General features: G+C 36.7%; 15 protein-coding genes and 1 riboswitch. Of the genes, 10 read left to right on the forward strand and 5 right to left on the reverse strand.

Features of this window, described 5'->3' with window-relative positions; genetic code table 11:
- Positions 1 to 3: 3 nt before the first annotated feature.
- Both BLR30_RS07705 and cdd read right to left on the reverse strand, forming a co-directional pair.
- Positions 4 to 1833: a TonB-dependent receptor plug domain-containing protein gene (locus BLR30_RS07705; protein WP_089856772.1), complete on the reverse strand. Its 1830-nt coding sequence runs from the start codon at positions 1831 to 1833 to the stop codon at positions 4 to 6.
- A 29-nt stretch (positions 1834 to 1862) separates the two neighbouring features.
- Positions 1863 to 2041, reverse strand: a riboswitch (cobalamin riboswitch).
- A 371-nt stretch (positions 2042 to 2412) separates the two neighbouring features.
- A complete protein-coding gene (cdd, locus tag BLR30_RS07710) occupies positions 2413 to 2895 on the reverse strand; it encodes a cytidine deaminase (RefSeq protein ID WP_089856775.1) in 483 nt (160 codons plus the stop codon).
- Positions 2896 to 3000: 105 nt separating this feature from the next.
- On the opposite strand from cdd, the gene namA reads away from it, so the two are divergent.
- The 3 genes from namA to BLR30_RS07725 are packed head-to-tail and all read left to right on the forward strand — an operon-like array spanning position 3001 to position 4725.
- Positions 3001 to 4053 (forward strand): NADPH dehydrogenase NamA, encoded by a 1053-nt coding sequence (gene namA / locus BLR30_RS07715; RefSeq protein WP_089857173.1) that lies wholly within the window; start codon positions 3001 to 3003, stop codon positions 4051 to 4053.
- Positions 4054 to 4085: 32 nt separating this feature from the next.
- The gene (locus BLR30_RS07720; protein ID WP_089856777.1) at positions 4086 to 4373 is read left to right on the forward strand and encodes a DUF2752 domain-containing protein; all 288 of its coding nucleotides are present in this window, start codon (positions 4086 to 4088) and stop codon (positions 4371 to 4373) included.
- Positions 4374 to 4398: 25 nt separating this feature from the next.
- A complete protein-coding gene (locus tag BLR30_RS07725) occupies positions 4399 to 4725 on the forward strand; it encodes a CCC motif membrane protein (protein WP_089856780.1) in 327 nt (108 codons plus the stop codon).
- Positions 4726 to 4810: 85 nt separating this feature from the next.
- Here the strand turns inward: BLR30_RS07725 and BLR30_RS07730 are convergent, their stop codons facing one another.
- The 3 genes from BLR30_RS07730 to BLR30_RS07740 all read right to left on the reverse strand — a co-directional run bounded on the left by BLR30_RS07730 (position 4811) and on the right by BLR30_RS07740 (position 7223).
- Positions 4811 to 6352 carry an endonuclease gene (locus BLR30_RS07730; protein WP_089856781.1) on the reverse strand — a complete coding sequence of 514 codons (1542 nt, stop codon included), beginning with the start codon at positions 6350 to 6352 and terminating at the stop codon, positions 4811 to 4813.
- A 159-nt stretch (positions 6353 to 6511) separates the two neighbouring features.
- On the reverse strand, positions 6512 to 7039 hold the full coding sequence (locus BLR30_RS07735) for a DUF4136 domain-containing protein (RefSeq protein WP_089856783.1): 528 nt from the start codon (positions 7037 to 7039) through the stop codon (positions 6512 to 6514).
- Position 7040: 1 nt separating this feature from the next.
- On the reverse strand, positions 7041 to 7223 hold the full coding sequence (locus BLR30_RS07740) for a DUF5522 domain-containing protein (protein ID WP_082384278.1): 183 nt from the start codon (positions 7221 to 7223) through the stop codon (positions 7041 to 7043).
- A gap of 42 nt (positions 7224 to 7265) precedes the next feature.
- Here BLR30_RS07740 and BLR30_RS07745 point away from each other — a divergent pair, with 42 nt between their 5' ends.
- The 7 genes from BLR30_RS07745 (at position 7266) to BLR30_RS07775 (ending at position 13895) form a co-directional block, all read left to right on the forward strand.
- On the forward strand, positions 7266 to 7592 hold the full coding sequence (locus BLR30_RS07745) for a hypothetical protein (RefSeq protein ID WP_089856785.1): 327 nt from the start codon (positions 7266 to 7268) through the stop codon (positions 7590 to 7592).
- Positions 7593 to 7692: 100 nt separating this feature from the next.
- Positions 7693 to 8595 (forward strand): 1-aminocyclopropane-1-carboxylate deaminase/D-cysteine desulfhydrase, encoded by a 903-nt coding sequence (locus tag BLR30_RS07750; protein WP_089856786.1) that lies wholly within the window; start codon positions 7693 to 7695, stop codon positions 8593 to 8595.
- A 66-nt stretch (positions 8596 to 8661) separates the two neighbouring features.
- Positions 8662 to 9720 carry a glucosaminidase domain-containing protein gene (locus BLR30_RS07755; protein ID WP_089856789.1) on the forward strand — a complete coding sequence of 353 codons (1059 nt, stop codon included), beginning with the start codon at positions 8662 to 8664 and terminating at the stop codon, positions 9718 to 9720.
- 89 nt (positions 9721 to 9809) lie between these two features.
- Positions 9810 to 11093, forward strand: coding sequence for a glutamate-1-semialdehyde 2,1-aminomutase (hemL, locus tag BLR30_RS07760; RefSeq protein WP_089856791.1), 1284 nt, complete (start codon positions 9810 to 9812; stop codon positions 11091 to 11093).
- Between the two features lie 113 nt (positions 11094 to 11206).
- Entirely contained in the window at positions 11207 to 11917 is a 711-nt protein-coding gene (gene deoD, locus BLR30_RS07765; RefSeq protein ID WP_089856793.1) for a purine-nucleoside phosphorylase, read from the forward strand.
- A 246-nt stretch (positions 11918 to 12163) separates the two neighbouring features.
- Positions 12164 to 13192: a LacI family DNA-binding transcriptional regulator gene (locus tag BLR30_RS07770; protein ID WP_089856795.1), complete on the forward strand. Its 1029-nt coding sequence runs from the start codon at positions 12164 to 12166 to the stop codon at positions 13190 to 13192.
- 61 nt (positions 13193 to 13253) lie between these two features.
- Entirely contained in the window at positions 13254 to 13895 is a 642-nt protein-coding gene (locus BLR30_RS07775) for a hypothetical protein (protein ID WP_228400740.1), read from the forward strand.
- The last annotated feature ends 8 nt before the right edge of the window (positions 13896 to 13903 follow it).

Raw genomic sequence — 13903 nt, forward strand, 5'->3', positions numbered from 1 at the left:
TATTTAAAAATTAATATTCAAATAGATACTGTAGTTTCTTTTAGGCAGCGGATAAAATGCAGTTGTCTGATAGATTTCGTTAAAAATATTATTCACTTTGCCTCCGATGGTATATTTTTTCATAAAAGTTCCTGCTACTCCTGCATTCATCACAAAATAAGGTTTTAATGCAGCACTTTGCTTTTCTTCTGTATCGGTATAAGTAAGACCATTATACATTCCCTGAACATAAAGCTTTATGCATGAATACTGATAATCAATATTCCCGAAAAACTTATGAAGCGGAACATACATCAGTTTCTTTTTTGTTTCAAGATTGATAGATTTCGTATAAGAATATCCTAAGTTTGTTTTTAAAATATGCTTTCCGAATTTCTTTTCGTATTCAAATTGAGAATCCAATCCGTACGATTGTACTTTGTAGGTATTTACAGGAGAGTAATATCCCATATTGCTTGGCAGCCAGGTAATCATATCAGTGATTCTGATATAATATGGTGTTAAAGTAATTTTTGCACCTGCAATTTTAAATTGATTTTTCAGATCAAACTGGTAAGCTGTTTCTGGTTTCAGATTCATATTCCCTCCGGGACTCCAGTAAAGATCATTGAACGACGGATATCTGAAATTTTTGGCAGCGTTCAGATTAAGGTTGTACCAGTTCGTTACGTTCCAGTTTCCTGAAAATGAAAGTAAAACCGGCGAACTGTAATCTTCTACAAAATCTTTTTTAATTCCGGCTTCAAAACGTAAATCGTTTGTCGCAAAATACCTCAGCAATCCGGCTAAAGAACCAACATTTCTACTGACATCTTTAATGCCGCTCATATATCCTTCGGCTTTGTTTACCTGAAATTCTCCGATGACGTTAATATTCCATTTTGAAGTCAGAAAATAATTAAAATCATTCTTGAGGATATAATTTTTTCCCGTTCCACCGCTGCTTTTAGGTTGGTCTATATTATCAAAATATTGGAAATTCTCTTCCGTGTAAGCGGCTCGGAATAGATTGCTCAGCTTAGAAGTATTCCAATCCCAGACGAGCAGGGTTCTTACATTCTGGGTTTCGTATTTTGTTTTGGTATAATCGTCAAGGAATACCGGAAAATGCTGATTTCCGTTAAATAATTCAGTGATCCATGACAACTGATGATGAGGCGCAATTTTGTAAGCCGCCGAAATATTGAAGTTCGTATTCGAGTATTCTCCGTTTCTGTTGATATAGTTGCGCGATTCTTCTACTTTATAATCATTTTCGCTCTCCGAATAATTTCCCGAAAATTTAAAGCTGAATTTTTCATTGGAAAATGAAGCTTTTGCAAAATTATTGTAAGTGCTAAAGGACGCAACCTCAGAAAATATGGATGCATGAAAGCCTTTATTAAAAGATAAGCTGTTGTTAAGATGAACTGTTCCCCCAATCGCTCCGCTTCCGTAGACAACTCCTACACTTCCGGATTTTACATCGAGCTGGTCGAATCCCATAAATGGAATATTATTGACATCTCCCTGTCCCAAAAACTGAGAATTGATGTTGATCCCATTCCATACAAAAGCAGTCTGTTGAGCGGTTGTTCCCCGAAAAGAAGGAGACGAAACCGCGCCACGTCCGTTTTCTTTGATGTAAATCTGAGACTGGAAACGTAATGTTTCCGAAAGGTTGGTTGAGTTTTTCTGTGCATCTTCCGGACTGATGGTATTCACTTTATGAAAAAGCTTTACTTTGCTCATCTGGTTGTCAAAAATATACACCGTGTCAATAGCTTTCTCCTGGGCAGAAAGCAAGCAACCGTAAGCCGAAAAAATCAGTACTAAAGATTTTTTTATATCCATTCTATTTTACTTTTCCTCCGAAAGCAATGTATTTAGTTACAATTCTGGCAGGTCTCCTGACTTTCGCTTTTCTACACCTTCCCGTTTGCACAGTGGTTTGTCGTAGAAAATTTTTGTTCGCGATCTACAGTTGCGGGGACAGTCCGGGATTTTCACCCGATTCCCTTTTCATTCCAAATGATTGGAAACCAAAATTTTTGCAAATATAAACTTATTACGTTGAAATCCAAAAACACAACGTAATTAAAGCCACACCATGATTTTAAATCAATATAATTTTAATTTATTAGGAGCCGGGAACCTGCTTTCCACTGCAATTCCTCATTACGCGGCTGCGCCGCTCCACTCCGGGATTTTCGTTGCAATCAGGGCTAAGGTTTTGTGGGAGCTAAAGTTCTCGAAGTCACTACAGAAATTATAGTTTTTTACGACAAGAATTCCACTCCTCTGGAGGGGTGGATTAATTTTCAGGGAAAATTAAGACGGGGTGGTTAAAAATACTAATTCTAAAAGTCAATGGTGAAAAGTCAATTTGCTTCGCTTGTCAATTTTCAAAATTCACCATTGACCTAAAAATCGCTACAAAAACGTAGCATCAAAATAAAAAGGTAGCAAATCTTTTATTGCATTCACTTTTACAACTTCTTCATTCATGCTCGAAAAATAAAGGTCAATATTCTCGTTCTGTTTGGTCTCATATTCCATTAAGCTCTGTCTGCAAGCGCCACAAGGTGGTATCGGAGGATTTCTTTCATGAAATTCCCTGGGACCGCCAACCACGAAAATCTTCTTGATTTTTACATCAGGAAAATTAGCCGCAATCCAGAATAAAGCTGTTCTTTCCGCACAAAGTCCCGACGGATACGCTGCATTCTCCTGATTATTCCCGGAATAGATTTCACCGTTTTCAAGCAGAACCGAGCAGCCTACCAGAAAATTAGAATAGGGGGCATATGCATTTTTGCGCGCTTCCTTGGCTTTTTCAAATAATTTTTTTTCTATATCGTTCAGTTCGGCGCTATTCTTAAAATATTCGTAACTGATGTGAGTTTCTTTTTTCATATATTGTGGATTAAAAAAAGGGGCATAAAATTACTTTTTTTTCATGAAGTGGACAATATGGGTCTGCTCTTTGCAATTCTCAATTTTTTAAATATAAAAAATAAAATGTTATATACTCCGATTAAATTCAGAAATGTTGAGTTAAAAAACCGTTTGGTAATGTCGCCGATGTGTATGTATTCCAGTGAAAACGGTTTTCCGAACGATTTTCATTTTGTACATTATGGAAGCCGTGCTCAAGGCGGCACAGGGTTAATCATCGTAGAAGCCACCGGTGTTGAACCTCGAGGAAGAATTACCAATCATTGCATGGGAATCTGGAATGACGAACAGGCAGAAAGTCTTAAGAAAATTGTAGATTTTGTTCATAAAAATTCAGAAAGTAAAATAGGAATTCAGCTGTCGCACTCTGGCAGAAAGGGTTCTACGGAAAATACAACTCAGATTTCAATTGAAGAAGGTTGGGAGACGATTGCGCCAAGCCCGATTCCTTATCATCCGACGGAAAGAATTCCTCATATTTTGACGGTTGAAGAAATAAAAGAACAGGTTCAGAATTTTAAAAATGCCGCAAGAAGAGCCGTAGCAGCAGGTTTTGATGTTATTGAAATTCATGCAGCACATGGTTATCTTATTCATCAGTTTCTATCACCACTTTCGAATATCAGAACCGATGAATATGGTGGAAGCTTTGAAAACAGGATCCGTTTTTTAATTGAAATTGTAGATGCGTTGAATCAGGAACTGAATGATAACGTCGCTTTATTTGTAAGGATTTCCGGAACAGAATATGCAGAAAATGGCTGGGACATCAAGGATAGTGTTGAATTATCAAAAGTTTTGAAAAATCATGCTGTTGATCTTGTCGATGTTTCCAGCGGTGGAAATATCCATGGGGTGAAAATTCCGCTGTTTGACGGATATCAGGTTCCGCTTTCCTCACAGGTGAGAAATGAGGCAGACGTAAAAACCGGAGCCGTAGGATTGATTAAAAAAATAGATCATGCAGAAGAGATCCTTAAAAAGGGTGATGCCGATCTTATTTTTATGGGAAGAGAAATTTTGAGAAATCCTTATATTGCCGTAGAGGGATCATTTGAAATGAATGAAGATTGCTTTTTTCCTCATCAGTATCTGAGAGCGAAAATATCTTCGTAATTTTATATATTTGATCAACAAAAAACGAAAATATGAAAGCAGAAGATTTCATGCTGCCTTGTCCCATAAAAAAAATCTTTGGTGTCGAATGTTTTGGATGTGGTACCCAAAGAGCAATAGTTATGGTTTTTGAAGGCAGATTTGCAGAGGCTTTTCATATGTTTCCTGCGGTGTATACCTTATTGCTTTTTTTTGCTACGGTCGCTTTAAATTTTGTTGATAAAAAAAGGAATTATGGGAACTTGCTTGTAATTTTAGCAGCTGTAAATGCTGTAATTATGGTAGTTTCATATTTCTACAAGCATCATTTTAGTCATTAAACAAAACATTAAAATATTATAAACTATGGAACAAAAATTGCCAAATGCACAGACTGTGCTTATTTTAGGAATCATTTCGGTGGTGGGTACCTGCTGTTGTTCGGGGCTTGTCGGTATTATTTGCGGGCTTATCGGTCTTAGTAAATATAAGAATGACAAATTAATTTACGATGCAAATCCCACCCAATACTCAGATTTTGGAAACCTGAATACCGGCCGTATATTATGTATTATCGGTCTTGTTTTAGGATGTATTCAGGTGGTTTATTTCATTTTCATGCTGGCAACTGTTGGTTGGGCAGGATATATGGAACAGATTAATCAGCTTTCCAGAATGGGAGGAAGAGGATAAAAATTAAGACCGCAAATGAGCGGTCTTTTTTTATTCATTTAATAAAGTAAATAAGTTTTACTTGGATATAATGAAGAGTTATTTTCTATTTCACAATAAATTTAAGACTTGCTGAATCCAGCTTCAAAATGTAAATATCTTGCGGAAGGTTTTTAATTTTAATTGAATTTCTACTGTTTTTAAAAGGCTCACTAATTGTCTCCATCAATTTTCCCTGAAGATTGTAAATCTCAGCTTTTTTGATGCTTTGTGTTTCACCTTTTACAAGAATTTCATTATTTGAAATCGGGTTTTGTGAAATCTGTAAGTGATTTTGATCCTGATTTATTTCTGGAAAAGTATTTTGCACTTGTTTAGAAGTTCCTGAATAACACCTCCAGCTCAAATTATCTATGGCTACTCTGTTGCTTGTTGAAGTATTTTCCAGCTCCACCACTACATTTCCTGAAACATTGATATTGCTGATCGTTGTTGTTGTAGCATTAGTGTTATAAGGTACCGTTCCTACCGTCGTTCCATTTACCTTTACATTGAACGTTCCGTTTGATCCTGAGAATTTTAGCTGGGTAGTCACTGTCAGTGAACCTATTCCGTTGGCAGAACTTCCAGACGTTAAAGCACCGTCTCTTACGGTAATCGCTTTCGTGGAAATAGTCTGGTCAGTTCTTGCATCTGTTGCTGTCCATGAAATTCCGCCGTTGCTCCAAGTTCTTGTAAGATATGAAGAAGAACTTGACGTTGGAATTGTTTCGAACGTCTCATTAGCACAAGATGTTGAAGTTGGCGGAGTTGTTGTTCCGCCACCACTGGTTGAAGATCCTGATCCCCAGATTAAATTAACATAATTAGGATTGTCGATAAAAGGATTTCTGTTTCCTTGGAAAGTGTACGAAGCATTGTTTCTGTTGATTTCCGCCTGGGATACCGGATCCTGATTATGCCAGGCCAGCAAAACATTCAGCTCCCAGGTCTGTAATCCCGGAAATGTTGAACCGCCGAGCATATTTCCTGAAGAAAAAGTAGAAAGTTTACTTTGATAGCGTGTTACAAAATAAAAAATCATTCTGGCTACATCGCCTTTGAACTCATCAATCGGCTCGAAAACCGTTCCTGAATATCCCGAAGAAACTGAATTTCCAAGCTTGGATCCGTTTTTGGAAGTAAATGTTGCAGTCCCAACTTTTCCAAAAGGATAATTAGAGCGCATACCATTTACCTTTCCATCTGTCGCTCTTATAAAATGGATATCAGAGACCATCGGTGAAGCCTGATTAAATAAACTTTGAGGTACGATATGTTCCCGGTTGTAGCAGTTTCCTTCTACAGAATACGTTCCGCACTGATTTGTTCCGGGAGTGTATTTATACGGATCGGATCCTGTGGGTTTTTCAGAATAAATGTCTAGGATCGAACCGTCATTTTCATAATTTTTGTCAATGTCGGTCGTTTTATACCCTGTCCACAATCCATTGTAACCTTTATCCTGGTGGCCGTTGCTAATGATAGTGCTCAATGCGGTCTTTAGAGCTGATCCCGATAATCCGTTTGCCGAATTATAATATCCTGACGGAGTCTGTGCATTGGCCATAATAGAGGCTAATGCAAGAATAAATAATGATTTTTTCATGTTAATACTTTAGTTTGGTAAGATTAATATAAATTTATGAATAAAAAATTACGGGATTGTTAATTTTTAAATGAACACAATTCTATGCATATATTTAAACAAAAAAAAGTCAATACGGTTTTTGTATTGACTTTCTATATATCTGATTAATTTAAAATCTTATTTTCTTTGCGGAGGATAATTCTTCATGATTTCCGCCATAATTTCAGGAATTTGTTTTTGTTTAGCTTTAGGGCGGTCTACTGAAATTCCGCTTCCGATTCCCTGCCAAACCAGTTTGTTTGATCTTGCATCAACCATATCCACGATGATGGCGCCTTCATTATAATTACTTGTCCAGGTTCTGTTCATCCCGATTCCCCATCCGAATGGTCCGCCCCAACCCCATGCTCCGTAAGGAGAAGAAGTCGTAACGTCGGTGATCTTCTTATGGTTAGCTTTTACATTAATGATCAGATCAGGATTTTCTCCTGACTGAAGACCTTTACTCTGAAGCTGTTTCGACAATTCGTTTAAAACTCTGTCTTTATCGATGTCATTCAGTTTCAGATCATCAATTCTCAGCTTGTAAGTTTTGTAAGTGGTGAAATTTGCAGTATCTGCATAGTCAGAACGTACATTGAAAGGACTACAAGATGTCAAACCCAAAGTAGCCGAGGCTAACAAAATAAAAATATATTTTTTCATTTTATTTAATTTTTTTATCGTTTTTAATAAATGTGTCGGTTTTTTTATCATATCCGTAAGGACAATGTCTACAGCCACTTTTACAGCAATGTCCTCTCTTTAGATGAAACTTTTCCGTAAAAACCTTATACCCCTGCTCGTTGTAGTAAAAATCTTCACCTTCTTTGATGTCAAAAAGTGCCATAGGTTAAATCTCTAAGCCAAAAAACTTTTTATATTTGTTATTATGATAATTGTATGCCATAAACCTTTAAAATTATTAAAAATCAGCGGCATTACTCTTTTTCCCTTCATCTTCGTTAGGAATCTCGAAGATAAGAAAAATAAAGTATTGATTAATCATGAAAAAATCCATTTAAAACAACAAATGGAAATGCTAGTGATTTTCTTCTATATTTTCTATGTCATTGAGTATTACTACTGGCTATTCAGACTTAAAAATCCTTATCAGGCTTACCGAAGAATTTCCTTTGAAAGAGAAGCCTACGACAATGAACACGACCTGAATTATCTGAGAAAAAGAAAATTCTGGAACTTCAGGGAATATTTTTAAGTTTAATAAAGTTGCTTTTATTTAACATTTAATGCTTTTTAAGTTTTGTTTAACGAATTTAAAAATTATCATGTAAAATAAATTCAGGAAATTTGCAGAGATGAAAATTCCGGATATCCATATTCCAATTGTTGAAATTCCTGTCGGAAAAAAGGTGAAGCTCTTTATGAAAAGAGAAGATCTCATTCATCCTGAAATTTCAGGAAATAAATACTGGAAGTTATTCTTTAATATCAACAACTATTTATCCAAAAATCCTGAAAAACCTTACATCATCACTTTTGGAGGAGCTTTTTCCAATCATATTGCAGCCGTTTCGGCTGTTGGTAATTTGTTTGAAATTCCCACATTGGGGATCATCAGGGGAGAAGAATTAAAAGATAAATGGCGGGAAAACCCGACGTTATCTTTTGCCGGAAAAAACGGAATGAATCTAAGATTTGTCAGCCGTGAAGAATACCGCCACAAAGAAAAACTAACCGAATTTTTACAGAAAGAATTTCCCGACGCTCTCATTGTTCCTGAAGGAGGAACCAATCAGGAAGCTGTAGAAGGCGTGAAAATGATGCTGAATGATGAAACAAAAGATTTTGATTATCTTTGCACCGCAGTCGGAACAGGAGGAACGATTGCCGGAATCTCAAAATTCTGTGAAGAAAATCAGAAAGTTATCGGATTTAAAGCGGTAAGCGATTCTTCAATGGAAAATAGAATTTCACAATTAACTTCCAGAGAGAATTTCAGTCTAATAGATTCTGCTTTTGGAGGTTATGGTAAAATAAATGATGAGAATATCCGTTTTATCAATGATTTTAAAGAACATTACGGAATTCCGCTGGAACCGATCTACACAGGAAAAATGATGCAGAAGATTTTTGAAATGATTGATGAAGAATTTTTTCCTGAAAACAGCAAAATTATGTGCTTCCATACCGGCGGGTTACAAGGTATTGAAGGCGCAAATATGCTTTTGGAAAAGCAAAACAGAAATTTAATTATATAAAATAAAATTGAAAATATGAAACACTAAGTGTTACATCTTTCATTTTAAAACCATAAAAATTATAAGATGAAAAGACTTTTCTTACTCGTAAGCCTTTTAGTTTTATCAAAATTCTCAGCCCAGAACTGGGCCACTGAAGATCAGTACATCCAGAAATTTGCAAAATACGCAGTAGAAGAAATGGAAAAATACAGAATTCCAGCTTCTATCACCCTTGCGCAGGGGCTTCTGGAAACCGGAGGCGGACAAAGCCGTCTCGCGCTCGAAGGCAAAAACCACTTTGGAATCAAATGTAAAGAAGACTGGACGGGCAAAACGATGAAGCACACGGACGATGCTCCGAATGAGTGTTTCAGGGTGTATGACGATCCGAGACAATCATACGAAGACCACTCGATATTTTTATCAACAAGGAAATATTACACAAACCTTTTCAATCTGGATATGAAAGATTATAAAGCGTGGGCAACCGGACTTAAAAAAGCAGGATACGCTACAAATCCTCGTTACGCTTCTATATTAATTGGAAAGATTGAGAAATACAGGCTGTACGAATTTGACAATACCAGTTCCAAAGAAGTTCTGTATGCAGTCCTTAAAATGTATCCTAATCTGAAAGACGATAGAGCTTTCATGGCTCAGCTGGAACCTGAAAAATCTACCAGAAAAACAAAAGATCCAGTAATAATTGAGGTTCCGTATAAACAGACTTCTTACGCCCAGCAGCAGAAAAGAGTAGAAAGAATCAAAACAAAAGCAGAAATGCTGAATTCTATTTTAATTAAAAGCCACCCAAACGACGGTTTAAAATACATCGTTATTCCTGAAGATACAAACGTAGAAGCCATTGCAAAGAAGTTTAAAATAAGCGAGAGCAAACTTGTAAAATGGAACGAGCTGGAAGGTGATGCTTTACACAAAAATGACATTGTTTTTCTTGAATCTAAGAATTCAGCAGGAAATACAGCAACCTATAAAGCCGAAGCCGGAGAAGATATGCATGATATCGCCCAAAAATTCGGGATTAAATTAAATAAATTGTACGCTAAAAATAGAATGGATGAGGGACAAAGACCTTCTCCCGGACAGCTTATTTATTTAATTGATAAAAAACCCAGAAACTAAAATTGGTTGTTTGGTTTTGGTTGATGGTTGTTGGTTTTTTATGACCCACAACGAATAACCATTAACAAACAACTGTCAATTAAGAAAAAATGAAATACCAAAGAAGTTCAGCTTTATTCGATGAAGCTTACCAATACATTCCGGGAGGAGTAAATTCCCCGGTTCGTGCATTCAAATCTGTAGGAGGAGTGCCGGTTTTTATGAAATCTGCCAAAGGCGCTTACCTTACCGATGCCGATGACAATACATATATCGATTATATTAACTCTTGGGGCCCGACTATTTTAGGTCATACACATCCCGAAGTTTTGGAGGAATTAAAGATCCAGGCGGAGAAAGGATTTTCTTTTGGAGCGCCTACCGAGCTGGAAACGGAGATCGCAAGATTCATTGTAGAAAACGTTCCGAATATCGACCAGATCAGAATGGTTTCTTCAGGGACAGAAGCTTGTATGAGTGCGATCAGGCTGGCAAGAGGTTTTACAGGAAGAGATAAATTTATAAAATTTGAGGGATGTTATCATGGTCATTCAGATTCGTTTTTAATCAAGGCGGGTAGTGGAGCCGCTACTTTCGGAAATCCTAATTCTCCGGGTGTAACGGCAGGAACTGCAAAAGATACTTTGCTTGCAAGATACAATGATTTTGATCAGGTTGAAGATTTGTTCAGACATAATCAGGGCGAAATCGCAGCAGTAATTATCGAACCTGTTGCCGGAAATATGGGCTGTGTTCTTCCTGAAAATGAATTCCTTCAGAAATTAAGAAAAATCTGTGATGAAAATGGGGCTTTATTGATTTTTGATGAAGTAATGACCGGGTTCAGACTTGCTTTTGGTGGTGCACAGGAACTTTTTAACGTAAAGGCAGATCTTGTCACCTACGGAAAAGTAATCGGAGGCGGCCTTCCGGTGGGAGCTTTTGCCGGAAGAAATGAAATTATGGATCATCTTGCTCCGAAAGGCGGCGTTTACCAGGCGGGAACATTAAGTGGTAATCCTCTGGCGATGAGAGCCGGACTGAAAACCTTACAGCTCATTAAAAAAGACCCTGAATTCTTCAACAGATTAGCCAAAACGACAGAAACGTTAGATTTTGAAATCGGGAAAATTTTAAATGAAAAAGGAATTGCCCATAAGATCAACCGAAAAGGATCGATGATGTCGGTATTTTTTCATATCAACAGGGTGTCTAATTTTGATGAAGCTCAGAATGCCAACCATGCATTGTTTAATAATTTCTTCCATCAGATGCTGACGAACGGAATTTATCTTCCGCCGAGTGGTTACGAAACGTATTTCATCAGTGATGCCATCAAAGACCGGGAAATTGATATGACATTAGAGGGCGTTAGAAAATTTGAATATTCTTAAATTATTTAAAAATAAATGTACAGGGATGAGGTTTTTAGCTTCATCTTTTTTTAATTTAAATAAATGACAGGAAAAATATTTTCTTTTATCTTTGTCTCACTGAAAATAACATTATGAGTATTCACATTAGTGCCGGTAAAGGAGAGATTGCTAAAGTAGTATTGCAGCCCGGAGACCCGCTTCGTGCGCAGTTTATTGCCGAAAAGTATCTTGAAAATGTAGAACTGGTAAGCAAAACGAGAGGTATTTTTTATTATACAGGTTTATATAAGGGTAAAGAAATCACCGTAGGAGCCAGTGGAATGGGCTTTCCGAGCATTGGTATCTATTCTTTTGAATTATTCACAGAATATGAGGTTGATACGATCATCAGGATTGGAACCTGTGGAGCTTACAGTACCGATCTTCAGCTTTTTGATATTTTAAATGTTGAAAATGCAGCAAGTGAAAGTACCTACGCCAAATATGCATGGGAAATAGAAGATGAAATTATTTCACATCAGGGAAATATTTATGACACCATCAACCGTACCGCGGAAGAGCTTTCGTTAAAGACAAAAGCGATTAATGTACATAGCAGCGATATTTTTTACAGAAAAAATCCTGCCGTACCCGCTATTGCAACAAAATATAATTGCCCTGCGGTCGAAATGGAAGCATTCGGATTATTTGCCAATGCACAACATTTAGGTAAAAACGCGGCGACGATTCTTACCGTTACAGATATCATTCCGACTCACGAAAAAATCTCTGCCGACGAAAGAGAAAGAGCGCTGAAGCCTATGATGGAACTGGCTCTGGAATCTGCCCTGAAAGGTCTTTAAATTATTACTGTTTATAGCATACAGAGAGCTTTACTTTACCGTAAAGCTTTTTTTATTTCTCAATCACTTTACCTGGAAACACGGATTGTAAATTAGTTATACATACCAGCTGTGTTTTTGTAACAGTTTAAGTTATTCATGTTTAATCTGATGTAAAATGCATTATATTTCCTTTCTGGTAGAGAGAATTTGATTAAATTTACGTCAATAATACCAATTGGTTTAGACACATAACTAAAATCCAGTATGAATAAAAAAAGTGCCACCATCTATGATATTTCGAAGAAGCTTAACGTAAGTGTGGCAACTGTTTCGAGAGCGCTGAACAACCATCCGAGAATAAGCCAGGCTACCAAAGATCTGGTGATGAAGACGGCAAAAGAGATGAATTATAAGCAGAATAACCTGGCCAAAGCCCTGAAAAGCGGAGAAACCAAAAACGTCGGCATCATTGTTCCTTTTGTAAACACCAATTTCTTTTCCTCTGTGATCCGTGGAATTGAGGAAGAACTTTCCCCTTTCGGTTATCACGTCATCATCTGCCAGAGCCATGAAGATGTGAATATTGAGAAAAGGCATCTCAATACTTTGTTGAATGCACAGGTCGACGGGATTTTCATGTCTGTTTCCAAAACAACTATTGATACCGAACATATTCGTAATATACTGGATACCAGCAATACCCCGATTATTTTTTTCGACCGTAAAAAAGACATTCCCGGAATCAGTACGGTAACTATTGACGATTATCGTGGAGGTTACATCGCAACAGAGCATCTGATAAAAGAAGGCTATAAAAATATCTGCCATTTTTCAGGAGACCTCAACCTTGAAATTTATCAGAACCGATTAAACGGCTACAAACAGGCACTTATCGACCATCATTTTCAGGTAAAAGAAGAAAACATTATTCCCACAGGAAGTTCCATTGATGCAGGTATTGAAGCGATTAAAAAATTATGGGACAGAAAATCGATTCCTGATGCTATTTTTTCGGCTAGCGATTTTGCTGCTTTGGGAGCGTGCCAGGAATTGAAAAAACGAAATATAAAAATCCCTCAGGAAGTTGCGGTAATCGGTTTTTCCAACGAACCTTTTACCCAGTTTATGGAATTGCCGATAAGCTCTGTAGACCAGACTCCTTTGGTAATGGGGAAAATGGCAGGGCAGGTTTTTCTGGAAAGTGTAAAAGAAAACGGTTCCGGGATTTCCATAGAAAAGAAAGTTGTTCTTGCTCCCCAGCTTTATATCAGGAAGTCATCCAAAAGAAAGTGATTCCTGATTAGTTTTTCCTTATGTGAAAACTGTTATTACGAAATAATTTTATTTTTGTTAAATGATGAAAACCAAATCTCCGTTTTTAGATACTTTATTTCTTCTCCGGAAAGATGAATGCATAACTATTTTTACAGATATTCAGGAAATTTCTGAAAAAGAAATCCTTGATGCCGCCGATTATTTTGAATCTGAATTTGAAAAAGAAAGACTCGAATTTTTATCCGAAACCATCCGCTATGATAAAGAAGCGGCTGTATTGGCGGCAAAAGTTTTATATCACAGTGCACAGTTACATCTGGTAAGAAAAAATACGGCAAAAGATTTAGATAAATTAATTCCGCCTTTTAAAGGAATAATAGATGTTTCTTCTATACTGTCCGCAGATTTGTCATTAAGGTTTTTGCCACAGATTATTTCTGTGTTACAAAGTGCCGATCCTGAAGATCCTTTAGTGAAAATGCTGGAAAATATCTTAAAACAATTTCATTATTCAGCCGTAGGATTTGATATCGAATTGGAAAATGTGAATTGGGAAGAAGAATTAAAAGATTCTACATACCGCAAATTATATCTTGAAAGGATTGTGGAAAAGAAAGCATATTCATTAGCGGAAATCCCGTACATCAACCGGCTTTTAATCGCAGAATTCGGGTTGCATAAAAATATTTTTTGGAGAGAATTAAAAAATATAAATGAATAATTTAATTC

Source organism: Chryseobacterium taeanense, from assembly GCF_900099685.1.
In the GTDB taxonomy this organism is placed as follows: domain Bacteria; phylum Bacteroidota; class Bacteroidia; order Flavobacteriales; family Weeksellaceae; genus Chryseobacterium; species Chryseobacterium taeanense.